Annotated in this window: 21 protein-coding genes; 11 read left to right on the forward strand and 10 right to left on the reverse strand. The window is 65.0% G+C overall.

Translation table 11 applies throughout. From position 1 onward, the window contains the following. Positions 1 to 30: 30 nt before the first annotated feature. A complete protein-coding gene (locus tag ACFVSJ_RS06615; protein WP_387435327.1) occupies positions 31 to 1,893 on the reverse strand; it encodes a glycoside hydrolase family 15 protein in 1,863 nt (620 codons plus the stop codon). A 145-nt stretch (positions 1,894 to 2,038) separates the two neighbouring features. On the opposite strand from ACFVSJ_RS06615, the gene ACFVSJ_RS06620 reads away from it, so the two are divergent. The 3 genes from ACFVSJ_RS06620 (at position 2,039) to ACFVSJ_RS06630 (ending at position 3,753) form a co-directional block, all read left to right on the forward strand. Continuing rightward, complete coding sequence (locus tag ACFVSJ_RS06620) at positions 2,039 to 2,971, forward strand: SDR family oxidoreductase (RefSeq protein WP_387435329.1); 933 nt, start codon at positions 2,039 to 2,041, stop codon at positions 2,969 to 2,971. Between the two features lie 190 nt (positions 2,972 to 3,161). Then, positions 3,162 to 3,392, forward strand: a complete 231-nt coding sequence (locus ACFVSJ_RS06625) for a DUF6458 family protein (protein ID WP_387435331.1) — start codon at positions 3,162 to 3,164, stop codon at positions 3,390 to 3,392. Between the two features lie 64 nt (positions 3,393 to 3,456). Beyond that, complete coding sequence (locus tag ACFVSJ_RS06630) at positions 3,457 to 3,753, forward strand: hypothetical protein (RefSeq protein ID WP_387435332.1); 297 nt, start codon at positions 3,457 to 3,459, stop codon at positions 3,751 to 3,753. Here the strand turns inward: ACFVSJ_RS06630 and ACFVSJ_RS06635 are convergent. Beyond that, positions 3,750 to 4,343: a histidine phosphatase family protein gene (locus tag ACFVSJ_RS06635; RefSeq protein ID WP_387435333.1), complete on the reverse strand. Its 594-nt coding sequence runs from the start codon at positions 4,341 to 4,343 to the stop codon at positions 3,750 to 3,752. The two genes, ACFVSJ_RS06630 and ACFVSJ_RS06635, sit on opposite strands and share 4 nt — an antisense overlap. A gap of 166 nt (positions 4,344 to 4,509) precedes the next feature. Here ACFVSJ_RS06635 and ACFVSJ_RS06640 point away from each other — a divergent pair, with 166 nt between their 5' ends. From ACFVSJ_RS06640 to ACFVSJ_RS06655, 4 genes are all read left to right on the forward strand, one after another. Continuing rightward, positions 4,510 to 5,220: a GAF and ANTAR domain-containing protein gene (locus ACFVSJ_RS06640; RefSeq protein WP_387435335.1), complete on the forward strand. Its 711-nt coding sequence runs from the start codon at positions 4,510 to 4,512 to the stop codon at positions 5,218 to 5,220. 13 nt (positions 5,221 to 5,233) lie between these two features. After that, positions 5,234 to 5,524 carry a hypothetical protein gene (locus tag ACFVSJ_RS06645; RefSeq protein ID WP_387435336.1) on the forward strand — a complete coding sequence of 97 codons (291 nt, stop codon included), beginning with the start codon at positions 5,234 to 5,236 and terminating at the stop codon, positions 5,522 to 5,524. A gap of 45 nt (positions 5,525 to 5,569) precedes the next feature. Next, positions 5,570 to 6,304 (forward strand): GAF and ANTAR domain-containing protein, encoded by a 735-nt coding sequence (locus ACFVSJ_RS06650; RefSeq protein WP_387435337.1) that lies wholly within the window; start codon positions 5,570 to 5,572, stop codon positions 6,302 to 6,304. 361 nt (positions 6,305 to 6,665) lie between these two features. Continuing rightward, positions 6,666 to 8,030 (forward strand): protein kinase, encoded by a 1,365-nt coding sequence (locus ACFVSJ_RS06655; RefSeq protein WP_387435338.1) that lies wholly within the window; start codon positions 6,666 to 6,668, stop codon positions 8,028 to 8,030. A 140-nt stretch (positions 8,031 to 8,170) separates the two neighbouring features. Here the strand turns inward: ACFVSJ_RS06655 and ACFVSJ_RS06660 are convergent, their stop codons facing one another. After that, positions 8,171 to 9,400: an ATP-binding protein gene (locus ACFVSJ_RS06660; protein ID WP_387435339.1), complete on the reverse strand. Its 1,230-nt coding sequence runs from the start codon at positions 9,398 to 9,400 to the stop codon at positions 8,171 to 8,173. 171 nt (positions 9,401 to 9,571) lie between these two features. Between ACFVSJ_RS06660 and ACFVSJ_RS06665 the strand changes: the two genes are divergently transcribed. After that, complete coding sequence (locus ACFVSJ_RS06665; RefSeq protein WP_387435340.1) at positions 9,572 to 10,033, forward strand: phage tail protein; 462 nt, start codon at positions 9,572 to 9,574, stop codon at positions 10,031 to 10,033. Here the strand turns inward: ACFVSJ_RS06665 and ACFVSJ_RS06670 are convergent. Further along, the gene (locus ACFVSJ_RS06670) at positions 10,030 to 11,304 is read right to left on the reverse strand and encodes an MFS transporter (RefSeq protein ID WP_387435341.1); all 1,275 of its coding nucleotides are present in this window, start codon (positions 11,302 to 11,304) and stop codon (positions 10,030 to 10,032) included. The genes ACFVSJ_RS06665 and ACFVSJ_RS06670 overlap by 4 nt on opposite strands. A 132-nt stretch (positions 11,305 to 11,436) precedes the next feature. On the opposite strand from ACFVSJ_RS06670, the gene ACFVSJ_RS06675 reads away from it, so the two are divergent. The 3 genes from ACFVSJ_RS06675 to ACFVSJ_RS06685 all read left to right on the forward strand — a co-directional run bounded on the left by ACFVSJ_RS06675 (position 11,437) and on the right by ACFVSJ_RS06685 (position 15,169). After that, on the forward strand, positions 11,437 to 12,345 hold the full coding sequence (locus tag ACFVSJ_RS06675; protein WP_387435342.1) for a helix-turn-helix transcriptional regulator: 909 nt from the start codon (positions 11,437 to 11,439) through the stop codon (positions 12,343 to 12,345). 41 nt (positions 12,346 to 12,386) lie between these two features. Then, positions 12,387 to 13,448: a LacI family DNA-binding transcriptional regulator gene (locus ACFVSJ_RS06680; protein WP_387435343.1), complete on the forward strand. Its 1,062-nt coding sequence runs from the start codon at positions 12,387 to 12,389 to the stop codon at positions 13,446 to 13,448. A 71-nt stretch (positions 13,449 to 13,519) separates the two neighbouring features. Further along, positions 13,520 to 15,169: an acyltransferase gene (locus ACFVSJ_RS06685; protein ID WP_387435344.1), complete on the forward strand. Its 1,650-nt coding sequence runs from the start codon at positions 13,520 to 13,522 to the stop codon at positions 15,167 to 15,169. A gap of 11 nt (positions 15,170 to 15,180) precedes the next feature. Here the strand turns inward: ACFVSJ_RS06685 and ACFVSJ_RS06690 are convergent, their stop codons facing one another. The 6 genes from ACFVSJ_RS06690 to ACFVSJ_RS06715 all read right to left on the reverse strand — a co-directional run bounded on the left by ACFVSJ_RS06690 (position 15,181) and on the right by ACFVSJ_RS06715 (position 22,219). Further along, positions 15,181 to 16,530, reverse strand: coding sequence for a NosD domain-containing protein (locus ACFVSJ_RS06690; RefSeq protein ID WP_387435680.1), 1,350 nt, complete (start codon positions 16,528 to 16,530; stop codon positions 15,181 to 15,183). Between the two features lie 59 nt (positions 16,531 to 16,589). Continuing rightward, positions 16,590 to 17,513 (reverse strand): carbohydrate kinase, encoded by a 924-nt coding sequence (locus ACFVSJ_RS06695; protein WP_387435345.1) that lies wholly within the window; start codon positions 17,511 to 17,513, stop codon positions 16,590 to 16,592. Beyond that, positions 17,510 to 19,126 carry a glycoside hydrolase family 32 protein gene (locus ACFVSJ_RS06700; protein ID WP_387435346.1) on the reverse strand — a complete coding sequence of 539 codons (1,617 nt, stop codon included), beginning with the start codon at positions 19,124 to 19,126 and terminating at the stop codon, positions 17,510 to 17,512. Before ACFVSJ_RS06700 ends, ACFVSJ_RS06695 begins: the two co-directional genes overlap by 4 nt. A gap of 43 nt (positions 19,127 to 19,169) precedes the next feature. Next, positions 19,170 to 20,210: a LacI family DNA-binding transcriptional regulator gene (locus tag ACFVSJ_RS06705; protein WP_387435682.1), complete on the reverse strand. Its 1,041-nt coding sequence runs from the start codon at positions 20,208 to 20,210 to the stop codon at positions 19,170 to 19,172. A gap of 87 nt (positions 20,211 to 20,297) precedes the next feature. Beyond that, on the reverse strand, positions 20,298 to 21,332 hold the full coding sequence (locus ACFVSJ_RS06710) for a carbohydrate ABC transporter permease (RefSeq protein ID WP_387435347.1): 1,035 nt from the start codon (positions 21,330 to 21,332) through the stop codon (positions 20,298 to 20,300). Beyond that, complete coding sequence (locus ACFVSJ_RS06715; protein WP_387435348.1) at positions 21,332 to 22,219, reverse strand: carbohydrate ABC transporter permease; 888 nt, start codon at positions 22,217 to 22,219, stop codon at positions 21,332 to 21,334. The genes ACFVSJ_RS06710 and ACFVSJ_RS06715 overlap by 1 nt, the downstream gene beginning before the upstream one ends. Positions 22,220 to 22,241 lie beyond the last annotated feature (22 nt).

Genomic DNA, 22,241 nt, shown 5'->3' on the forward strand with positions numbered 1-22,241 from the left:
CCAGGTTCACCGGGTGCCCGGCCCGCCAGGCTAGTGCTTGCCAGGCGTTGGAGCCGCGTTCCTGGACATCTCTGCTTCGCCACCCGGCTTCCCGATCGGCATGTCACTGCCGGGTGCTTGGCCGTGGTGGAGTTGCAGCGCGCAGTGGATCAGCGGGAAGTGGCTGAAGGCCTGTGGTGTGTTCCCCAGCTGCCGTTGCGTCCGTGGATCCCATTCCTCGCTGAGCAGCCCAACGTCGTTCCGCAATGACAGGAGCCGTTCGAACAGGGAGGTTGCCTCACCCCGCTTGCCGATGCCCAGCAAGGCGTCCACCATCCAGAATGAGCACGCCAGGAACACCCCTTCGTCTCCGGGCAGGCCGTCGTGCCCGGATTCGGTCCGGTAGCGGAGCACCAACCCGTCTTCCGTGAGTCGTTCCTGGATGGCTGCCACCGTGCCAACCACCCTGGAATGGTGGTGCGGCAGGAATCCGACCCTGGGAATGAGGAGCAGGCTCGCGTCCAGTTCCTTGCTTCCGTAGGACTGGACGAACGTGTTGAGGTCCTCGTTGAAACCCTTGGTCATGACCTCCGTGTGGATGGTGGACCTCAGCTCTGCCCAGCGGTCTCCCGGGCCCGGCAGTCCGGACTTCCGTACGGCTTTGACCATGCGGTCCGCAGCTACCCACGCCATGACTTTCGAATGGGTGAAGTGCCTCCGTGGCCCGCGCATTTCCCAAAGTCCATTGTCCGGCTGGTCCCACGCACCTTCGAGGAACTCCATCAAGGCCACCTGGATGTCCCACGAACTGTCCACGGTGCCGGCAGGCGAAGCGGCCCGCGTCAGGGAAAGGCCGTCCAGGACTTCGCCCCACACATCCAGTTGCAATTGCGGTGCGGCGGCATTTCCGATGCGCACTGGCGCTGAACCTTCATAACCACCCAACCAAGGCAGGTCCATTTCGGGAAGCCGCCTGGCGCCGTCGAGCCCGTACACGATCTGCAGGTCGGCAGGATCGCCCGCGATCGCGCGCAGCAGCCAGTCCCGCCACGCGGAGGCCTCTTCGGTGTAGCCGGCGGCCAGCAACGACTGGAGGGTCAACGTGGCATCCCGCAGCCAGCAGTACCGGTAATCCCAGTTTCTGGGTCCGCCCAGTTGCTCCGGGAGGGACGTCGTGGCCGCGGCGACGATGCCTCCCGTGGGGGCGTACGTCAGCGCCTTGAGGGTGATGAGGGACCGCTCAACCGGTTCCTTGTATTTGCCCGTGATTTCGCTGCGATCGATCCATTCGCGCCAGAAGGAGGTGGTGTTGGCGAGCGCCCGCGCGGGGTCGATGCGTCGCGGTTCCGGCTCGTGGCTCGGTGCCCAGCGCAGCACGAACGGGACCCGTTGACCGGCCCTGACGGTGAATTCGCTGACGGTGCGGTTGTCCCGTCCCTCCAAGGGGGCATGCGTGGTGACATACGCGGAGTCGGGTCCAGCCACGGCGCTGATTCCTTGTCCGTGCTTGCGAACCCACGGCACCACCCGGCCGTAGTCGAACCGAAGCACCAGCTCCATTTTCATGTCGACTTCGCCGCTGATGCCCTCCACGATCCGGACCAGGTCCACGGCGTCGTCGCGCACCGGCATGAAGTCGATCACGCGGACACTTCCGCCTTCGACGTCCCATTCCGTCTCCAGCACCAGGGTGTCCTCCCGGTACTGCCTGCGCGTGCAGTTGCCGCCGTTGGCGGGGTCCGGGTTGGCCGGGGCCACGAGCCAGCGACCCGCTTCCGGATCGGCGAGCAGCGCGGCGAAGCAGGCCGGCGAATCGAACCGGGGGAGGCACATCCAGTCGATGGATCCGTTACGGCCCACCAGGGCGGCGGTGTGGAGGTCGCCGATGAGTGCGTAGTCCTCAATTCTCGCCATTTCAGCTCCTTGCGTTTGGACAGACAGGGCTTAGCCCGACGCTACCCGCACTTTCTGTGCTTTGCGTACAGGCAGTGCGGACATGGCGGTGGCTTTACCTGTACACCGCCTCCATGTTCTGGAAGCATCGGTTCCAGGAGGAGCCATGGCTGGAGAAAAACCTGTCCTCGTTGTTGGTGCCACCGGGTACTTGGGCGGCCAAGTGGTGGATCAATTGCTCACCCGCGGCAAGACGGTCCGGGCGCTCGTACGCGCGAAGTCTGACGCGTCCAAGCTTGTGGCCAAGGGCGTGGAGATCGCCCGTGGCGACATGCTCGACGTCGGTTCCTTGATCCAGGCGATGACCGGCGCTGATGCCGTGATCTCCACTGCCGCGGGCTACACCAGGAACGACAAGAATGCCGACGCGATCGACACTTTCGGCTACAGCAACCTGGCCGTTGCCGCCAACCATGCGGGAATCCGCCGGTTCGTCCTGATCAGTATCCTCACCAGCGACCAAACCCCGCAGGTTCCGCATTTCTGGCACAAGAAACTCGCCGAGGACAAGCTGCAGGAGCTCGGCGTCCCGTTCGTCGCACTGCGTCCGGGTGCCTTCTTCGACCAGATCGCAGGCATGCGCGGCGATCCCTTCCAGAAGGGCCGCATCATGTGGTTCGGCCGCAAGGACGTCCCGCTGACCTTCGTGCTGACGAGCGACCTCGCCCAGTACCTGGCCGCCGCAGTGGACGCCGACACTGCCAACGCGGAGCGCATTGACATCGGCTGGACCAGGCCAGTGAGCATGCTCGAAGCCGCCGATCTGTTGTCCGCGCACGCCCAAAACGGGCCGGATAGCTCCAACGGGGAGCCAGGAACCAAGGACATCAAGGTAGCGTCCATTCCGACGCCGGTTCTCCAGTTCGCGGGCAAGGTCACGTCCCGTTTCGCCCCGCTGGTGGCGGATATGGCGAGCATGTCGGCATGGTTTGAGACAGGCCGTTACGTTGCCCGGACGGCACGTCAGGCCGAAGTCTTTGGGCCCGTGCCAACCCCCGAGGACGCGATCGCCCGTTTCGCCGCCAAGTACGGCCGGTAACGGAGGCGCCGCACACTGACGGGCACAAACCGCCCGCTCCACACACCTGGGTCCGCGTGCGATCGGCGCAAACAGGCGCGGCCCGCCGGAACGCAAACGCTGGCATCATTCCGAGTTGCTAAGTAGGCTGACTATATTGGGTCGGCCAGTGGTTCCCGCTTGGGCCGAACGTTACAGAGAGGAGCACATCATGAGAATTGGTTCTTCCATAGCCCTGATAGCCATCGGAGCGATCCTGGCCTTCGCCCTGACTCCTGGGCTGATCCCCTTCATCGACCAAGTATTGATCGGCTACATCCTTATGGTGGTTGGTGTCCTCGGCCTGATCATCTCCATCATCATGTCCAGCAGGACCCGCCATACCGTGGTGGAGCGGCGCACGGCTCCGGACACCATCGTGGAACGGCGCCCGGAAGTCTGAGGGCAACAACGCACGACGGCGGCAGCCCCGCCGTCGTGCGCCCTTGGCCGCGTAGGCTGCTCCCATGGAGAAGTCTTTCGACATTGAACTTGTGAATGATGACGAGTACGTGGTTCGTTGGGCCGCCGAGGGCCAATCGGGTGAATCCGTGGTGCGGGTCAACCCGGATTTCCTCGCAGAGCTTGGCCTCGCCGGCTTCGACCAGCAGGCCGTGGTGGCGGAAACCGCCAACTTCATGGCAGAGCACCAGCCGGTGATCGACTTCCCGCTGACGGTGGACCTTGAGGAGATCGCTGCTGCGTACCAGGACTACGCCGAACAGCTCCGGGCCCGGCTAGGCTCCGGCCCGGATGCCGCCTAGCCTGCTACGTCTGCGGTGAGGCGCTCGCCGTTGTAGAACTCGAGGTCCCAGCCGTCCGCCGGGTGGTGGTGGGCAAGGTTCAGCGCTGCGTTCTGCACGCTGTCCAGCGTGCGGCCGACGGCTCGGTTGAGGGTGAGCCGGATCAGTGTTCCGTGGCTGACCACCAGCACGCGCTGACCTGCGAATTCGCGGGCAAGCTCTTCGAGGGCTGCCGTTCCTCGGGCGGCGGCGGCGTCGTCGCTTTCCCCACCGCGGAAGCCGCCGGGGATGCGCAGCGCGTCCAGTTCGGGTCCGGCCTGCAGGCCCTCCGCCGGGCCAAAGCTCCGCTCAATCAGCTCTGGGACACGGCGCGCCACCGTCAGGCCCAGCCCCTCCGCGATCAGGTCGGCGGTCTCCGCAGCCCGGCTAAGGGGCGAGGAAACGATCGTGTCCCATTCGTAGCCGGACAGGATGGCTACGGCGTCGCGGGCCTGCTCCCTGCCGGTCTCGTTCAGCGGGATATCGGTGGCTCCCTGCAACCTTCGCTCGGCGTTCCAGTCGGTCTGGCCATGGCGGACGAGGGCAAAAGTTGTGCGGGTCATGCTTCCCATTCTGCCTTGCCGTCCCATGCGCCGCAGTTTCCTGCGCCACATGGAGCAATTTCCCACGAACCCGGCCTCGGGAAGTGGAGCCCGCGCCGTTTCTGTGCTGGGATGAAGACAAGGGGATTTTCCCTTGACCGGCATTCAGGGAGTTGAGCGGGCCATGGATACTGACATGCCACTGGCAGACGAGTTGGCCGCGGTCTTCGCGCGCGCATCCGGGATGCTCCTCACCGAAGAAACGGTGGCCAACGCGCTGAGCCTGATCACGCAGGCCGCCGTCCTGGCGGTCGACGACGCTTCCGGCGCAGGCGTCTCTTTGATGGACCCGGACGGCCAGCGGGCCAGCGCGGCCTCAACGTCGAGCCTGGTGGCGCAGGCTGATGCCCTCCAATACCAGCTTGGCCAGGGTCCATGCCTCAGTGCTTGGGCCTCCGGCCGTCCCGTGGATGTTGAAGACGTTCGGACGGATCCACGCTGGCCGCAGTGGGGCTCACTCGCTGCCGACCTGGGGCTTCGCTCGTGCCTGAGCGTGCCGTTGTTGTCCGGGGACTTGGCGTTTGGTGCCATCAAGATCTACTGGGAAGCCCCCACCTACGCCTCCCCGCGCCTCATCCAATTGCTGGAGAAGTTCGCTGCCCAGGCCGCCATTTTCCTGACGAATGTCCAGATCCGGGAACGTGTGGCCACCCTGAGCGAGGAGCTGAAGAGTGCCCTGGTGCAGCGGGACGCCGTGGCAATGGCCAAAGGCGTCGTCATGTCCAGCCAAGGACTGAACGAGGCCGAAGCAATGCTCCACCTCATCAAGCGGTCAACCCAGGAAAGCCGTCCCTTGAGGGACGTCGCGCAGGAAGTGGTCCAGGAGTTGCCGGGGTCGGGAGCTTGACCGGGGGTGAGCGATGGCCGTCCCTGGGATCGAGGACGAACAACGCCGACGGTTCCGCCTAGCGTTCGAAGCCTCCCAGCTAAAGCTGGACCAGGTGTGGATGGGCTACTTCAGCATCGGTGGAATGACCGGGCTGGTTGAAGTGCAAGCCTATTTGTATGGGGCGTTAAGCCTTCCCCAGCTGGAGCGCGACCTCTTGGCCCATGCCTTGAATGAGGCGCTGAGCGTGCGGGGCATCGATGGTTACCGGGCCAGCTACAGCCACGAAATCACCGGCGACAACGGGGCTGGACCAGCCGAGTGACACCATCCCCTGCCGCTCGTCGCGGTTTCTGAATAGCATTGAGATGTGGAAACTGAAGAGCAGAATGAGGATTTTCAGAGGCTCCACCAACTCATCGCGGGGGCCGATGACATTAAGGGTTTCCTTGACGGGATGACCCGGTACGCGGCCACCGCGTTGAGCAACGCGAGCGGGGCCCGCATTGAATGTGCCGTCACGCTTCGCCGCCGCAAGCGGGCCGTAACCATTGCCGGAAGCAGCGATGACGCCATTTTCCTGGACGGTATTGAGCAGGGGCTCGGTGATGGGCCGTGCATGGAGGCGGTCATCTCCAAGCAGATCATCCTGGTGGAAGAGGTCCTGAAGGACGGGCGGTGGCCAGGATATGCGGAGAGCCTTGAGGCGGCCGGTGCAAGGGGTGTTCTGGGGGTGCCGCTGGATCTCGGCCCGGACGCCTCCGCCGCCTTGAACTTCTTCGCCTCCAAACCCGGCCAGTTCACGGACGGTGTCATTGAGGTGGCGGGCATCTTCGGCGACATGGCCGGTCAGGCGCTGCGGCTTGCGTTGCGCATTGCCACTGCGGATCTGTTGGTCGAAGACTTGAAGGTCGCCATGGAACGCCGCACCGTGATCGACCTTGCGTGCGGGATCATCATGACGCAGAACAGCTGCAGCCAACATGAAGCCTTCGCGCTTCTCCTCAAGGCGTCGCAGCACCGCAACCAAAAGGTGCACGACGTTGCCGCGAGCATTGTCGAAGGCCGCACCGGCTCGGTGGCCACCACGTTTTTCGAGGACTGAAGCCTGTGGCTGGGCCCGGTGCCTAAGGCGACAGAACGTACGACGGCGGGCTGCCGCCGTCGTACGTTCTCGTCCCCTGGACGCCCGGCGCCTGGGGTGACGGCGTGTGCGCGCTGTCCGGTGAGTGGCGAATATGACCTCCGGGTTGCCCCCTCCCATCAATACTAAGTATGCTGACGAATAAATCTGGAGAAAACCGGATGATGCTGTTCTGACGAAGGATTGCTCGAGCCGCAGGGGTTGGCCACCGAAGGTGGACCCGCGCGGCTACCGTGAAAGTTTGATCGACGGCGTTGACTGGTGGCGGTGGACAGTGGTTGGGTCCAAGGCACCCGGATACGCCTGGAGGGCGTGACAATTCGTGGCCAATAACGACGTAGCTGGGGTATCCGAATCCAGCGATGGATTGCTGGGTGGGCGGTACCAGTTGGGCCGGATCCTCGGCAGGGGTGCCATGTCCACCGTGTACCAGGCGCAGGATGTGAGGCTGGGGCGGGACGTGGCCGTCAAGCTCTTCCTGCCAGGTTCCGGGGACGAATCCTTCCGGGTGCGCCAGGAAACCGAAATGCGGCTGCTCGCGGCCTTCGACCACCCGGGGTTGGTGCGCGCGTTCGATGCCGGAGTGGATACCCGCAACGACGAGGAGCGCGCGTTTTTGGTGATGGAACTGGCCGAAGGCCGGGACCTCCGCGCAGCCTTGGCCGAGGGGCCCATGAAGGTTGCCGACGTCTCGGCGATCGGGGTCCGCCTGGCTGGCGCGCTGGCGCAGGTCCACCGGCAGGGCGTGATCCACCGAGACATCAAGCCGGCGAACATCCTGGTTTCGGATGGCTCCGGCTCGTCGCGGTCCGTGAAACTGGCCGACTTCGGCGTAGCGCTGGTCATGTCGGAGAACCGCCTGACCGCAACAGGATTCACCGTAGGAACCGCCCAATACCTCAGCCCCGAGCAGGCCCAAGGCCTCCATCTGACCCCGGCCAGCGACATCTACTCGCTGGGCCTGGTCCTGCTGGAATGCCTCACTGGCAAGGCTGAATACCCCGGCACTCCGATGGAGACCGCCGCGGCCAGGCTTCACCGCGCGCCGCAGATTCCGTCGAACCTTCCGGAGAAGCTGCGCACCCTCTTGCGGGCCATGACGGATATGGACCCCGAGCGGCGTCCCAAAGCATCCGATGTGGAGGCGGTTTTGGCCAGCCCCCGACGCAGGTTCGCGGCTGGCCGGACGGCCATCCTGCCGCCGGTTCCGAGCCGTGCTCCCCACGTTCCTCCGGGTCGACGGGCAACGCGGGCCATGGCGTTTGGCCGAGCCGCGGCGTTCGGCAAGGCCAGGCACAAGCTCCTTGGCGGCGTGGCTGTGGCTGCCGCGGGGATTCCCGTGGCCGTAGCACTGTTCATCCACGGAGTGTCAGTCACCGGCATGTCGGAGCCCTCGCGAACCGCTGATCCAAGCGTCTCTGTGACAGACCGCCAGCCGAGCATCCCCGTTGACCCGGCGAACACCGCGCCCGCCGAAGCGGTGCCCGCAGCCAACGTCGAGCCTGTCCAGGAGCCGGCCCAGCCCGTCCACGCCAACCTTCCGGCGCAACCCACGCCGGCCAGTACCTCCGGTACGGTGGGCGGTGCCAACGGCAAGGACCGCGCAAGCGTCAAGAGCGATCGAAAGAGTGACAGCAAGGGCGACAAGAAGGCACCCAAGGACAAGGGCAACGACAACCAGGACTAGGTCCCCGGCAGCCCCCGAGATGGCAGTTAATGCCAATGTTTCCGCGAAACATTGGCATTAAGTGCCACTTCGCGAACGCACGACGGCGGCAGGTCGCCGTCGTCGGTTCTCCCGGGCGGGGCGTTGACTCGCCAGTGTGGCTAGAAGCCGGCCGGGAAACTGACCGCTACCGTGGTGCCGCCGCCAGGGGTTTCAGTGAGTGTGAGGTCGCCGCCGTGCGCCTTGGCGATGCTGCTGCACGTGGCCAAACCCAGCCCGGTCCCGGAACCGTCGCCCGGCCGGCGGAGCCGGACCAGCGGTTCCAGCACCTTGGCACGGTCCTCGGGTGCGATGCCTTTGCCGTTGTCCGCCACGTAGATCGTGGCGCCATGGTAGTTGGCGACGCCCGTGATACGGATGCGGAGATCGCGTTCCGGGCTGCGGTAATTCATGGCGTTCGTGAGCAGGTTCTGGAGCAGGGTCCGGAGTTGCCCGGGATCGGCATAGACGGCCAGGTCCTGGACCTCCAGGATGCCGTCGTCGTCGATTCCGAGGTCCCGGGCAACCTCGTCGGCTATCTCCCTAAGGGGCGAGTACGTCGGCTGGAGGCCGCCACCAACACGGGAGTAGCTGAGGACGTCTTCAAGCATTGACAGCATGCGGCGGCCACTTGCGCCGATCTTGTCCAGGTACTTGGCCGTGCTGGTCCCGGGCTGGACGTCGGGATTGTCCTCAACGAGTTCGACGTAACCAAGGATGGTGGTCAGCGGAATGCGGAGGTCGTGGCTGACCCGGCCCGCGAAGCCTGCCAGTTTGGCGTTGCTGTCCTTCAGTTCGGCGTAGGTGCGGTCCAACTGGGCGGTCCGGTGCTGGAGTTCCAGCAGTTCCACCACTTGGCGGGCCAGGACTTCGAGCATGCTGACTTGTTCGGGACGGAGCTCCTGGGCCTTGTCCGAGAAGACGCAGAGCGTACCGGGGACGAAGCCCGAGTCTGTCTGCAGCGGAACTGACGCGTAGAAGCGGACGCTGCCGATCTCGCCGGTGACAAAAGGGTTGTCCGCGAAGCGCGGGTCCAAGGAGGCATCCGGAACCACTGTTTTTTCGCGTGAAAGGAAGACCTTGGCGCACATGGAATCGTCGCGCGAGCACACGCCGGCTTCCACGCCCCAAGCGCCGATCTGGTGCTGGTAGTCCGCGCTGATGATGTTGACCACGCCGAAGGGGGCGCCGCACAGTTCGGTGGCGAGGCGGACGAGGTTCTGTAGCGCGCTCATCACCGCGGTGTTGGGAAGAAGCGGCGAATCCAGCGACGGGTCAAGGCCGTACTCACGCAGAGTCAGGTCCCTGCTGACCTCGTCCGTGAAAGCGAGCTGCCCTGGTGCGCGCGTCATAAGTGTGTCCCCCAAGCTTCTTTAGGATTCCCTGCTGATGATACCCGCAGGTGGGAGCGGCATCCTGTCACGGTATCCGGGCATCAAAGTCGAGCATGATTCAAGAAGCCGGGACGTGCGCAGCGGACGTAGGGTGAAGCCAACAAACGAGTTCACAACACAGGAGGACCCATGCCGTACACCGTAGACTTCCAGGACGTTTCCACCGTCGGGCTGGAATCATCCCCGGTAGTGGACGCCCTGGCAGGGCTGAGGGCCAATGAGGCCCGGTACTTCAAGAACAAGTACGATCACGTCTTTACCGTGGTACCTGCCGACGAGGCGCCGGAGATCGTCGACTACGTGAACAGGGTGCTCAAGGAACGCGACCTCGTGATTCAGTCGCGGCCCCTGGAAGTGACCTCCTTCGAGGTGGAAGGCACCCGCTGGACGTACGTGTTCTACGAATCCGGCTTGTCCATCAATGTGCTCTACGGCCTCGAAGAAGGTTCCAAGCGGGCCGTTGGCTTCAAGCTTTCCCAGGGCATGGAGGTGCCGGAAGAGCTGGCCGCCAACTTCAAGTTCGCACGGCAGAAGTCCAAGCTGGCCGGCGAAATCCGGGGCTCGTTCTTCGTGATCAAGGGCGAGTACTAAGGCGCCAACGCGGAAGCGTTCGACGACGGCTCCGGACTGGGTGCCGGTGCCTGCGGCCGGCGGGGACCGCCGTCGTTCTTTACGGCTTTGGCGAGCAGCGTCACCGGGATGAGGGTCAGTGCCACCACTGCGGTTCCCACCATCGCGGGGCCGGTGACGCCTGCAGGCGAAGCGAGGGTCAGGCCCGCAACCCAGGAGCCGATGGCCGTGCCGGCGTTGAAGGAAGAGACGCTCAGAGACGATCCGAGCGTCGGGGCGCGCCCCGCGAAGCGGACGGCGAAGGACATCAGCACCGGATTGGCGCCGAGCCCGAACAGGCCCAGGAGAAGCAGCAGAACTGCCGTCAGGACCGGTTGGCCCGTGACGATGCAGATCAGGAACAGGATCACCGTGCTGCCTGCCGGCGCCAGGATGGTTGCCAGGTGGGGATGGGAGTCCCCGAAGCGGCCACCCAGGAGATTGCCAACAAACGAACCTGTGCCGAAGCCGATCAGGACGAGCGGCACCAGCGTTGCCGGTAGTGCCGCTTGTTCCGTCAGCAAAGGAGAAATGTAGGTGTAGGCGGCCAGTACGCCACCGGAGGTTGTGGCGCAGGCGGTGAGGACGAGCCACAACCGTATGTTTCCCAGGGCTGCGAATTCGCTTCGCAGGGACCCTCCGCCCGGGTGCCCCGCCTCGCGGGGAACCTTTCGCGCGATGGGGATGATGACGGCGATCGACAGGACCGCCAGTGCCCAGAACGTTCCGCGCCATCCAATGGTTTGGCCGGCCAACGCACCCAACGGAACGCCTATCACCGTAGCCAGCATGCCCCCTGCGTTGATCAGGCCCATGCCCCGGGCAGCCATCGACGCACCCGCTGCATGCGTGGCAACGACGGCGGCCACCGACCAGAACGCGCCGGTTGCCAGCGCCGTCACGAACCGGGCAACGAGCAGGAGTTCGAAGCTGCTGCCCAACGCGACCATCACGTGCCCGGCCGCAAACACCACCAGCGCCAGGATGAGCGTCAGTTTCCGCGGCATGCGCAGTGTCAACATGGCCATGGCCGGCGCGGCCACCATGCCAATGGCGAAGACGGTAATGAGCAGGCCGGCCTGGGCCACGCTGACCTGCACGTCGGCGGCGATCTCCGGGAGGATTCCGGCCACCACGAACTCGGTGGTCAGCATCAGGAAGGTTCCCAGGGCCAGGACGTAGATGACCAGCGGCAATCCGGGCCGTGGTGCTCCAGGCTTCTGGTGTTGGGTGGTAGGGGTTTGCCCGTGCATGGACACTCCTTTGCTTGGGTCGAACGTCTCTCCATCCATGAGAGACCCATGCCGAAACCCCAGGAAGACCGCGTTTATCCGGGGACAAGCTGTACCCCCTCTCCGTAACGGAAACAGGGTTACCGTGAATTCATGAGTTATGAGCCAGCCGACAACCGCGCCGACATCAAGGAGTTCCTGGCTACCCGCCGGGCCAAGATCAAGCCTGAAGAGGTGGGCCTGCCCGCCGGAGCACGCCGTCGCGTTCCCGGCCTGCGCCGGGAGGAAGTCGCGGTGCTCGCCGGAGTCAGCCCCGACTGGTACGCAAGGCTGGAGAAGGGCAACATCACGGGTGTCTCCGAGGAAGTGTTGGCGTCCGTAGCCCGCGCCTTGAACCTGGGTACGGAAGAAACGCGCTACCTGTTCGAGTTGGCGAGCGCAGCCAAACCCAATCGCAGGCGGGCACTGCGTCCCAAGGACACCGGGGAAGTTGCGCCGCGGGTTCAGTGGATGCTGGACTCCATGGGCATGTCCGCGGCCTTCGTGCGCAACGGGCGCCTGGACGTCCTGGCCAGCAACGCCTTGGCCAGGGCACTACACGCCCCCATGTTTGCCAGCGAAACGACGGCCGCCCACGGCCATGCCAGCTTTGCCCGCTTCCACTTCCTCGATCCCGCCGCCCGGGACTTCTTCATCGACTGGGAGGGTGGCGCCGCCGCCACGGCCGCGCTCCTTCGAGCCGAAGCCGGGAGGGAACCGAACGACAGGTCCCTACGGGATTTGGTGGGCGAGTTGTCCACGCTGAGCCCCGAGTTCCGCAAGCTCTGGGCCTCGCACGATATCCGCTTTGTCCACGACGGCGTCAAACGGCTGCAGCATCCGGTGGTTGGCTACTTGGAATTGACGTACCAGTCGCTGGAACTTCCCTCGCTGCATGGCGCACCCCTGGGCCTCAACGTCTACACGGCCGAGCCCGGGACAGTCCATGAGGAGCACCTCAAGCTGCTGACGAGCTGGGCGGCTGATGCGCCGGCCGCGAATGCCTTTACTCCACTCAGCTAGGTTCATTCAAACGGTCATATTCGATCAGTTATGATCGCCCCATGCTTGCTGCCGAGCGCGACCAACGCATCCTCACCTTCGCCCGCCGCGACGGCCGGGTTGTCACGACGGAGATCGCCAGGGAATTGGGCATCTCCGAGATCACGGCCAGGCGCGCCATCAACAGCCTGTCCGCGGCCGGGCTGCTGGTCCGGGTCCACGGCGGCGCAACGCTGCCGGGCCGCCTGGCCACCCCGGCGGATGGTTCCATCACCGGACTGGTGGTCCCGACGTCGGACTATTACTACGCCAAGGTGATCGCCGGCGCGGAAAGCGTCGCGGCGCAGCTTGGCACAAGGCTTGTCCTCGGCGTCACCCACTATGACCGGGAAACAGAGCAGGAGCGGGTGCGGCGACTGGTGGGACTCGGCGTCCGCGGCGTGGTGGTGGCCACCAGCACCTACGAACCCACGGCCACGGACACGGGGGCCTGGCTGGACTCGCTGGAGGTGCCGGTGGTCCTCATGGAGCGGTCCATCACCTACCCGCAAACGTCCCGCGAATATGACACCGTCCGCACCGATCATGCCTACGGCGGCGTGGTGGCAGTCCGCCACCTCGCCGCTTTGGGGCACCGCTCCATCGGCCTGGCCCTCCGCAAGGAAACCCCGACGGCGGCCTTCCTCACCGCTGGATACCGGGGCAGCGTGGAGGCGTTGGGGCTCGACGGCGACGCGCCCTTCCGCGCGCTGCCGGACCTGGGCAGGGACCCGGCGGGCGCGGATGCAGTCCTCAACCTGTTCCTGGACGATTGCCTTGCCGCCGGAACCCGGGCCGCGATTGTGCATGTGGACGCCCACGCGTCCCGCTTGGTGGAACTGGCGACGGCCCGCGGGCTGCGGGTGCCCGAGGACCTGTCCATCGTGGCGTACGACGACGAGGTGGCTGCCTTCTCGATGGTGCCGTTGACCGCCGTCGCACCTCCCAAGCAGGCTGTTGGCGCCGCGGCGATGCGCCTCCTGCAGTCCCGGCTGCAGAGCATTGCCGATGGGAGCGAACTGCCCGTCCAGCACCTGTCCCTGCTGCCGGGGCTTGCCGTGCGGAATTCCACCAGCCCTTCCTGATGCCTGACCGATAATGATCGATTGCTCATCATTCCATTGACCCTGCATCCCCGCCGCCGAAGGATGAGGGGATGCATGCGCTCAGCTACGACTACTCACCCTGGACCTTCTGGGGCAACGCCTCCCCGGAGGAACACCAAGCACAAATCGAGCACCAGAAGGCCTTGGCCCAACGCGGGGGAGTGACCATCGGCGAGCGCGTCTTCCTGTCACCGCTCGCGAACGTCGACCCGGGGACGTTCACCATCGGCGCCGATTCCTATGTTGCGGCCCACGCATATGTCACGGGCGAGGTGGCCCTGGGGGAGAACTGCACCATCAACGCCTTCACGGTGGTGCGGGGTGGCGTAACCATGGGCGATGCCGTGCGGATCGGAGCGCACACCTCCATCTTGGGCTTCAACCACTCGATGGATCCGGCCGGGCCCGTGTTCAAGCAGCCGCTCAGCAGCAAAGGCATTGTGATCGGGGATGACGTTTGGATCGGGTCCAACGTGGTGGTGCTCGACGGCGTCACGGTCGGCTCGCACGCGGTCCTCGCCGCCGGCGCCGTGGTCACCAAGGACGTGCCCGCGTGGTCGGTGGTGGGCGGGAACCCGGCGCGGCAGATCCGGGACCGACGGGATATGGTGCGGGGATCCGACGACGGCGGCCTCCGGACCAGGCTCGCCGCGTTCGCTGCTGCGGCACGCGCCGGGGCGATGGACGTTCTGTCCCGTTGTTGGATGGGCGAGGACGGTGGGTACTTCGTTGACCGTCCGGGTGCGCCGCGGACTGTGCGGGCCCAGTGCGATGCCGTGGAGATAGCCGACCTTCTGCTCGGCTCGGCGCCCCCGCAGTTGCCCGCTTCAGAACATGTGCTTCGGCTGGCCGGGTTGCAGGATCCGGTGACGGGACTGGTCCCGGAGTTTGGCGAACCGGCCGATGACGTCCTTGAGTTCGGCAAAGGGCAAGCCACCTACCATGTGCTCTCCGTCGGCTACGCGTTGGACCTCCTGGGCAGCCGCTTCCCGCATCCCGTCCACGCCGTAGCGGATATGGACGCGGCGGACCTGACCGCGGCACTCGACGGGTTGCCGTGGCGCAAGGAAACCTGGGGATCGGGAGCCTGGGTGGATGCGTGGGGAACCGCCGCCTACTGGAACCTTGCCCTGGGCCATGGCAATGCTGCCGGGTCTGTGGAAGCGCTCTTCGGCTGGCTTCTGATCCACGTGAATCCGGCGGCAGGAACGTGGGACACACCCGCCAACGACACCCGGCGCAAAGTGGTGAACGGCTATTACCGGTTGACCCGTGGAACGTTTGCGCAGTTCGGGCTCCCCGTCCCGCACGTGGAGAAGCTCGTGGACACCGTCCTGGAACATGCAGCTGACCCGCGGTACTTCGTGCCCGGAACACAGAACGCCTGCAACGTTCTGGACGTGGCCCATCCGCTCTGGCTCGCCGCGAAGCAGGCCAGCCACCGCTCCGACGAGGCGAAAGCGTGGGCCGTGCACCAGCTGGAGCACGCCCTGACGCAGTGGCATCCGGGGCAGGGCATGGCCTTCAGCGCTTCGCCGGACAGCGGTGTGCAGCACCTGCCAACGTTGCAGGGAACCGAGATGTGGCTCGCCATCATCTGGTACCTCGCCGATCTTACCGGTCACGCCGAAGCGCTGGGCTACCGGCCCCGCGGCGTCCACCGCCCGGAAGCTGCCCATAGTTGGGTGCGCGGGACTTAGTTGGCTGCGGCTTACCTTTCCGGTGTGGCGACGGCGGGCGTGGCCCGAAGTGCGTTGGCATCCCTGTCCGCGATGACCTGTGCGTCCGTGCCGGAATCCAGGATCGTATTCCGGACCGATCCGGAATCCACCATGACGGTGGTGACGCCGAGGCCATCGCTGCCCTTGGCTGCCAACAACGCGTCAACCTGGGCTTCGAAGCAGGACTCGTTCGACGTGGCGTGGACGTCCTTCGCCACCACGTGGTTGGTGGAGACGAAGTTTCCGGTCCCCTCCGCCAGGCGAATGGCCACAGGCGTCGCCCCCGCCGGCCGGACACTGTCCGCACCGATGATCAGCGAGAAGTGGTTTGCGACGATTGAGTTGTCGCTGCCGCTGACGCTGAGAAGTCCGTGGACGTCGTCGAGGCCGTTGTCGATCCCGAAAAAGGGTGTCCACGGCTCGTGGTCCCGCAGGAAATGATTGGTGGCGACGAGATTCTCGGAACTGTCCGCTTCCAGGATCACCATTCCTGGATAGAACGAGTGCAGCCGGTTGTTGGAGATGCTGGACCGCGTGACCCCGGAGAGATGGACGCTGCTGGCACCGCGGGGAAAGACGTTGTTGGCCGTGATCAGCAGTCCGCCGTGGTTCTCCGCATAGATCGAGTGGCCCTTGAAACCGGCCCCGATCAGATTGTCGGTGATCTTCGAAGCCTGCCCCCATCCACGCAGCTCGATGCAGCTTCCGCACTCGGCGATGAAGTTGTCGTGGATGGACAGCGCATCCGCGTTATGGATGGTCAGGGCGTTCTCCAGGTAGATGAAACCCATTCCGTTGAACCGGAAGGAATCATTGGCGCTGGCCACGAAGATGCCGGTCTTGCCGTTGACGTAGGTGTTTTCCGCGGGCAGATCCGAGCCGTCCGGAACGAAGTGCAAGCCGTCGATGCAGAAGTTGGCAAACTCCACGGAACTGATCCGGGGGCTGCCGTCCCGTTCGACGCGGAAGGCCGCACCCTGCGTTTGTTCCCCGCCCGGGGTGACGGGCAGGTCCACCAGGATCCGGCTTCCACCAGGCCACAGTTCGTGCAGGTCCGGCCATTCGTCCTGCGGGACGTTGAACCGGATGCTCGACGACGTGAAACCATGCCCTGAGCCTTGGATCTTCAGGAAGCTGACGTCGATCAGCACCTGGGTCCGCAGGCGGTAGTCCCCCGGCGGCAGGTAAATGACGGCGCCCGGCTTGCCGCCGTCGTTCACGTCGTTGGCCGTTTGCCGGTCCTTGATGTCGGCGATGATGCTGTTGATGACTTCGCCAACATCCTCGGCGGGGTTGCCTGCTGGCCAGGCGGTGACGTCGTAGTAGTTGGTGCTGGTCATGGCGTGTGTTCCCTTGGTGTGGTGATTCTGCAACGTGGTGATTCCTTGGTCCTGCTGGGTCATTGCTTCACCGCTTCGCGTTCGGGCAGCTCGGCTTGTAATTCCGCCAGCGTGGGCGGTTGCGAACCCGCCCGGCGCACCGTGATGGCGGCCGCCTTGGATGCCAGGCTCCCAAGCGAGGTCAGCGAGGCCGCATTAAAGCCTTCCGCGCCCCGATTAAGGAGACCGTAGATCAGGGCTGACATGTACGAATCGCCGGCACCGATGGTGTCCACAACGGAGGACGTGATGGCGGGAACAACAACCCGCGTGGTTTCCGTTGCGAGCAAGGAACCCTCCGATCCCCGGGTGATGGCGACGAGCCCGGCTCCGCATTCGAGGATCCGCTGTGGGACGTCTTCCAGCAGCACTCCCGGGTAGAGCCATAGTGCGTCCTCGTCGCTGAGTTTGACTACCTCCGTGAACTGGGCGAGGTCCTCGAAGGTCGCTTTGGCCTCGCTGTGGCTGCCCAGCAGTGCGGGGCGGATGTTCGGATCGAAGGTGACCACGCAGCGCTGGTGCGACTGCTCAAGGAGCTCCCTGACCACGGCAGCACCCGGCGCGAGGAAGGCTGCGATCGAACCGGTGTGCACCACTTGGGGAATCGTGGCGGGAGCGGTCCGCGGCAATTTCCACGTGATGTCGAATTCATAGTGTGCCGAGCCGTCGGAAGCCAACGTCGCGGTGGCCGTGGCCGTCCTGCCGGGCTGTTTGGAACCGGGCAGGAGGACCACCCCGGCACTGTGAAGATGCTGTTCGATGGCCGCTGCGTGGTGGTCATCGCCGATGGAGGTCAGCAACGCCGTCTTCACGCCCAGGCGTCCCAGTCCATAGGCAACGTTCGCGGGCGACCCACCCGGATGCTCCACCCTGCCTTCCGGTGAGACGACGATGTCCACCAGGGCTTCGCCGACAACCACCACGGGGACGGCACTCGCACTCACTTGAGCGCCTCGGCGTTGAGCCTGAGAACGGTCGCCGGGCCGCCGGAAACCGAAAGCCAGTTCTCCACGCTTCCGGCGTCGGGGTAGACGAGATCCGTCAGGACCACCCGGCCGTCCTGTGCGAAGACCTCCACGGAGCACTGGTCCGCGATGATGAGCAAGTGGAGCGCTCCATCGACAAGATCCACCGGCGCTGACTCGACAGATGGGAACTTCGGATGGAAGCCCGTGTTTCCCGAGCGGGTTCGATCGAGGGTGAGCCGGGAGTTGGCTGTGTGGTAGCGAAGGAGCGTGCATTGGCGTCCGTCGTTGCTGCCGAACAGGCGGAACTCCACGGTTTCGGCGTCGCCGGGGAGGATGTCCGCCGTGATGACGTGGGCGCTGCCCGGGGTGGAATCCGGCAGGCGCACGGCGGAATCCGTCAACTCGAGTGCGCCGGCCTGCGGAGCGGCAACAAAACCCGTCTGGCCGTGACCCGAGACTCCGTTGGCGGCCCCACCGGCGTCTGGCAGCAGGGGTTGCTGGGCCAAGCGTGGAGAACCATTGACCGTGACCAAACGAAGTTCGCGGGCCAACGTCATGGAAGACCGCCATGGGAACGTGGGCAGTTGGTTGGCGTAGTCCCAGTTATTCATCCAGCCGATGATGATCCGCCGGCCATCCGGGACGTCGCTGAAGGACACGGAGGCGTAGCAGTCCCGGCCCCAGTCCAACCACAGGCTCCGCTGCAGCGCGTCGCGCGCCTCCGCTTCGGGCAGTTCGGAAAGACCGGCGGGGGCGGCAAGCGAAGCGGCATCCGGAACGAAGCTGACGCCGTCGAACTGCCCAACGAAGTACTGGCCGCCGGACCCTCCGGCCACCGCGCCGGGGTTCACATTGACGATCAACACCCACCTGATGTCCTCAGGATCACCGTCCACGGGGAGGGGAAAGAGGTCCGGGCATTCCCATTCGCCGGCGTCCGCGTTGGCAGGGCCGAAGTCGCTGAGGAAGTCCCAAGTCTTCAGGTCATCCGAACGGTAAAGGACCACCTTTTGCTGCTGGGCTTCGACGGCGACCATCACCCAGTACGCGCCAAGGTCAGCCTGGTAGCGGAATACCTTGGGATCACGGAAATGCGCTGAATTCCGGGTCAGGACCGGGTTCCCCAGGTGCTTGTGCCACGTCATTCCGCCGTCGGTGCTGTACGCCAGGGACTGGGCCTGGGTGCCGGCGTGCTCGGACGCCGCCGTGAAGGCACTGGTGTAGACGGCCACAAGCGCAGGCTTCTCCGAGGTGCCGAAGCCGGACGTATTGCCGTAGTCCACAACCACGCTTCCGGAGAAGATGTCCTCGGTTTCGTCGCCCGCGATGGCTACAGGGTGTTCCGTCCAGTGCAGCAGGTCCTGCGACGTCGCGTGGCCCCAAGACATGTTGCCCCAAACATTGCCGTATGGGTTGTTCTGGAAAAAGAGGTGGTACACGCCGTCGTGGAAAACCAGTCCGTTGGGATCGTTGAGCCACGTGTCCCTTGCCGTGAAGTGGATGGCAGGCCGGAACCTGGAGGTGGTTGCCTGGGTTGTTTCCGTGCCCGGGGCTGTTTCCGGGCGTGCGGCATCAAGGCTGCTGGACATTGAGGGCGTTCCTTAGGGGACGTTGAAGGTAATGGCTGGGGCGTTACTGGGGTGCAGCGACGGAATCGCGGCGGACCAAGGGGCAGCCCAGGATGGTCGGGTGGAGCGCCATAAGGGAAAGGTCCGTCTTCCCCTCGATGGCATCAATGAGGTGCTCGGTGGCCCAGGCACCCATCTCGTAGTGGGGCAGGGCCACGGTGGTGAGGCCCGGGTAGAGGTTGGCGGCGATCAGTTCCTGGTCATCGAAGCCGACCACCGAAAGATCCGAAGGGATGGACAGTCCCAGTTCGGCGGCGGCACGGTAGGCACCCATCGCCATCCGGTCGTTGTAGCAGAACAAGCCCGTAGGCCGGTCCTCGCCGGACAGGATCCGCCGGGCCGCTTCGTAGCCGCCCTGCACCTCGGAGACCTCCGACTCCACAGGTGCCCCACCGCCGTCGAGCCCTGCTTCGTTCAGCATGGCCCGAAAAGCCTGGAGGCGCTCGCGGGTAGCCGGAACGTCATCGGTGTTGTTGATGAAGCCGATCCGGGTGTGGCCTGCTTCCAACAAAGCGCCGACGGCGGCCCGCGCACCTCCCGCTTCGTCGGGGATCACGGCCGTGATGTTCCCGCCGTTTGCCACCGAGTCCACCAGGACGGACGGCACGCTGCCGAGGTTGGAGGGCAGTTCCACGTTCCGGTGGTACATGGTGGCGTAGAGGATGCCGTCCACCCGCCGCTCCAACAACGCCTGCACATCGGCCTGCCGGGATTCGAGGCTCGCCGAGCCCGGAGTGTTGATGATCATGAGGTTGTACCCGCGGGCCTTGGCGGCCTCGTCCGCACCCAGGATGATCCTGCCTGCGTGGGGAGTAGTGGCGATTTCCTCGCTGACCAGCCCCAGCATGCCGGTCCGCTGCGTCCGAAGCGCCTGGGCGAGGCGGTTGGGGCCGTAGCCGAGTTCCTCGGCGGCGGATCTGACCTTGTCCCTGGTTTCGGGGCTGACCCGGGCGTAGGACACCTCGTTGAGGACGTGCGAGACAGTCGTGACGGAGACACCGGCGGCGACGGCCACGTCCTTGATACCGATGTTCTTGTTGCTCATCTTCTCTGCCACGTCCTTATGGTTTGTGATGCCCGGGAGGGGCTATCAGTAGGCTACTTCGTTGCGGGTGTCATGGCCCTGCAGGTGCTAACCCTTGACCGCGCCGAGCGTCATGCCCGCCACGATCTTCCGCTGCAGCAGCAGGGTCAGGAGGATGACCGGGATCGAGTAGACCGCGGCAAGGGCAGTCATGGAACCCCAATCGAGCCCGAACTGTGTCTGGAAGTTCGCAATGACCACCGGCGTTGTCTGCGAACGGATCGCCGTCATGAGCAGCGCGAACAGGAACTCGTTCCACGAGGCCAGGAAAGCGAAGATCGCCGTCACCGCAATGCCGCCGGAGACCACCGGGATCACCACCCGCCAGAGGGCGCCCAAGCGGCTGCAGCCATCCACGGTTGCCGCTTCTTCCAGGTCCCGCGGAACGGACTCGAAGAAGCTGGACATCAGCCAGATGGAGAGCGGCAGGGAGATGGTGGTGTGCGCAATCGACAGGGCGATGGGTGTATCCGCCAGCCCAACCGAAGCCATCATGGACGCCAGCGGGATACCAATCGCCACCGGCGGCACCATCCGGGTGACCAGCGCGGCCATGATGAACACGCGCCCACTCGGTGTCTTGTAGCGGGTGATGCCGTACGCCGCCGGCACCGCGAGGACCAGGGACAGCAACGTGCTGATCACGGCCGTCTGGATGCTGTTGATGAACGACGCCACCACGCCACCGCGGCCCAGCGCGTTCACATAGTTCTCCAGCGTCCATTCCTTGGGGAGGATCGTCGGAGGGACTGCGATGGTGTCGATCGGTGTCTTGAAGGACGTGAAAAGAAGGTACAGGAACGGGAAGCCGTACAGCACCATGGCCGCGGCCAGCAGGATCCACAGGATGGTCCGGGTGCTGCGGCGGCCCGCCTCAAGCCCTTCGCGGTTCACCCCGCGCCGCCTGCGCGGCGGCCGGGCATCGGAAACGTTCGACGCCGGACGTCCTGGCCCGCTGTTTTCACCGGTTTCGCTTGTGTGCTTCGCCGCTGCCGGCCGGGCAACAGTTCCTGTGCCGCGCCGCGGCGAGGGAGAAGCAGGACCCGGCCCGCCGCCTTCGTACGTGGACTTTGCGGTGCTCATCAGTTGTCCTTTCCTGGCCGCCAAATGGTGGCCACCGCGAAGAAGGCGACGGCGAGCATCGCGAGGAGGTAGATGGTGCCCATGGCGCTCGCGAGGCCCGGATCGCCGAAGCGGATCATGGTGCGGTAAATCAGCAGGCTCATGGTTTCGGAGGCCGACTGCGGGCCGCCGTTGGTCTGGATGAGGATGGTGTCGAAGGCCCTCGCGGCGTCGATTCCGCGGACCACCAACGCCACGGCGATCACGGGTCGCAGCAGCGGGATGATGATCCGGAAGAGGAGGGCCGGGGCGCGGGCACCGTCAAGGCGGGCTGCCTCGATCAGGTCTCCGGGGATGTTCTGGAGGCCCGCGAAGAGCACCAGGCACATGAAGGACGTGGTGAGCCAGATATCCGGGATAGCTACCGAGAACAACACGATGTTGGGGTCGGACAACCACCCGATCTGGTTGGGATCGGAGAGGATTCCGGCTTGGTGGAGGAGGGTGCCGATGAGGCCGAAGTTGTCGATCATCAGGAACTTCCAGAGCAGGCCGGCGACGATCGGGGCGATCATCAGCGGGTACAGGAAGAAGGTCCGCCAGATCTGGGACTTCTTTCCCAGTGTGGTGAACAGCAAGGCCATGCCGAGCCCGAGCGCGAACTCGAGGGTCACCACCACCACGGTGTAGGCGAGGGTCCGCCATCCGGCGCTGGTGAAGGCCTCGGAGGTGAATGCCGTGACGTAGTTCTGGAAGCCCACGAAGTCGCGGGGTCCGCCGGCGATCGGCGAGATCTTGAAGAAGCTGTCAGCCACCAGGCGGAACAGCGGGTAGGCGACGAACACGGCCAGGAAGAGAGCCGCAGGTGTCATCAGGAAGAGGGCAAAGCGGCGATCGGAGATACGCACGGTTTTCTTTTCTGCTGGTTTG

Origin of the sequence: Paenarthrobacter sp. NPDC058040 (assembly GCF_042885775.1) — a bacterium.
Classification (GTDB): Bacteria; Actinomycetota; Actinomycetes; order Actinomycetales; family Micrococcaceae; genus Arthrobacter.

Coding starts and splice junctions, on each gene's coding strand:
- ACFVSJ_RS06615 (WP_387435327.1), bottom strand. CDS start 1,893: ATGGCGAGAATTGAGGACTACGCACTCATCGGCGACCTCCACACCGCC.
- ACFVSJ_RS06620 (WP_387435329.1), top strand. CDS start 2,039: ATGGCTGGAGAAAAACCTGTCCTCGTTGTTGGTGCCACCGGGTACTTG.
- ACFVSJ_RS06625 (WP_387435331.1), top strand. CDS start 3,162: ATGAGAATTGGTTCTTCCATAGCCCTGATAGCCATCGGAGCGATCCTG.
- ACFVSJ_RS06630 (WP_387435332.1), top strand. CDS start 3,457: ATGGAGAAGTCTTTCGACATTGAACTTGTGAATGATGACGAGTACGTG.
- ACFVSJ_RS06635 (WP_387435333.1), bottom strand. CDS start 4,343: ATGGGAAGCATGACCCGCACAACTTTTGCCCTCGTCCGCCATGGCCAG.
- ACFVSJ_RS06640 (WP_387435335.1), top strand. CDS start 4,510: ATGCCACTGGCAGACGAGTTGGCCGCGGTCTTCGCGCGCGCATCCGGG.
- ACFVSJ_RS06645 (WP_387435336.1), top strand. CDS start 5,234: ATGGCCGTCCCTGGGATCGAGGACGAACAACGCCGACGGTTCCGCCTA.
- ACFVSJ_RS06660 (WP_387435339.1), bottom strand. CDS start 9,400: ATGACGCGCGCACCAGGGCAGCTCGCTTTCACGGACGAGGTCAGCAGG.
- ACFVSJ_RS06665 (WP_387435340.1), top strand. CDS start 9,572: ATGCCGTACACCGTAGACTTCCAGGACGTTTCCACCGTCGGGCTGGAA.
- ACFVSJ_RS06670 (WP_387435341.1), bottom strand. CDS start 11,304: ATGCACGGGCAAACCCCTACCACCCAACACCAGAAGCCTGGAGCACCA.
- ACFVSJ_RS06675 (WP_387435342.1), top strand. CDS start 11,437: ATGAGTTATGAGCCAGCCGACAACCGCGCCGACATCAAGGAGTTCCTG.
- ACFVSJ_RS06680 (WP_387435343.1), top strand. CDS start 12,387: ATGCTTGCTGCCGAGCGCGACCAACGCATCCTCACCTTCGCCCGCCGC.
- ACFVSJ_RS06685 (WP_387435344.1), top strand. CDS start 13,520: ATGCATGCGCTCAGCTACGACTACTCACCCTGGACCTTCTGGGGCAAC.
- ACFVSJ_RS06690 (WP_387435680.1), bottom strand. CDS start 16,530: ATGACCAGCACCAACTACTACGACGTCACCGCCTGGCCAGCAGGCAAC.
- ACFVSJ_RS06700 (WP_387435346.1), bottom strand. CDS start 19,126: ATGTCCAGCAGCCTTGATGCCGCACGCCCGGAAACAGCCCCGGGCACG.
- ACFVSJ_RS06705 (WP_387435682.1), bottom strand. CDS start 20,210: ATGAGCAACAAGAACATCGGTATCAAGGACGTGGCCGTCGCCGCCGGT.
- ACFVSJ_RS06710 (WP_387435347.1), bottom strand. CDS start 21,332: ATGAGCACCGCAAAGTCCACGTACGAAGGCGGCGGGCCGGGTCCTGCT.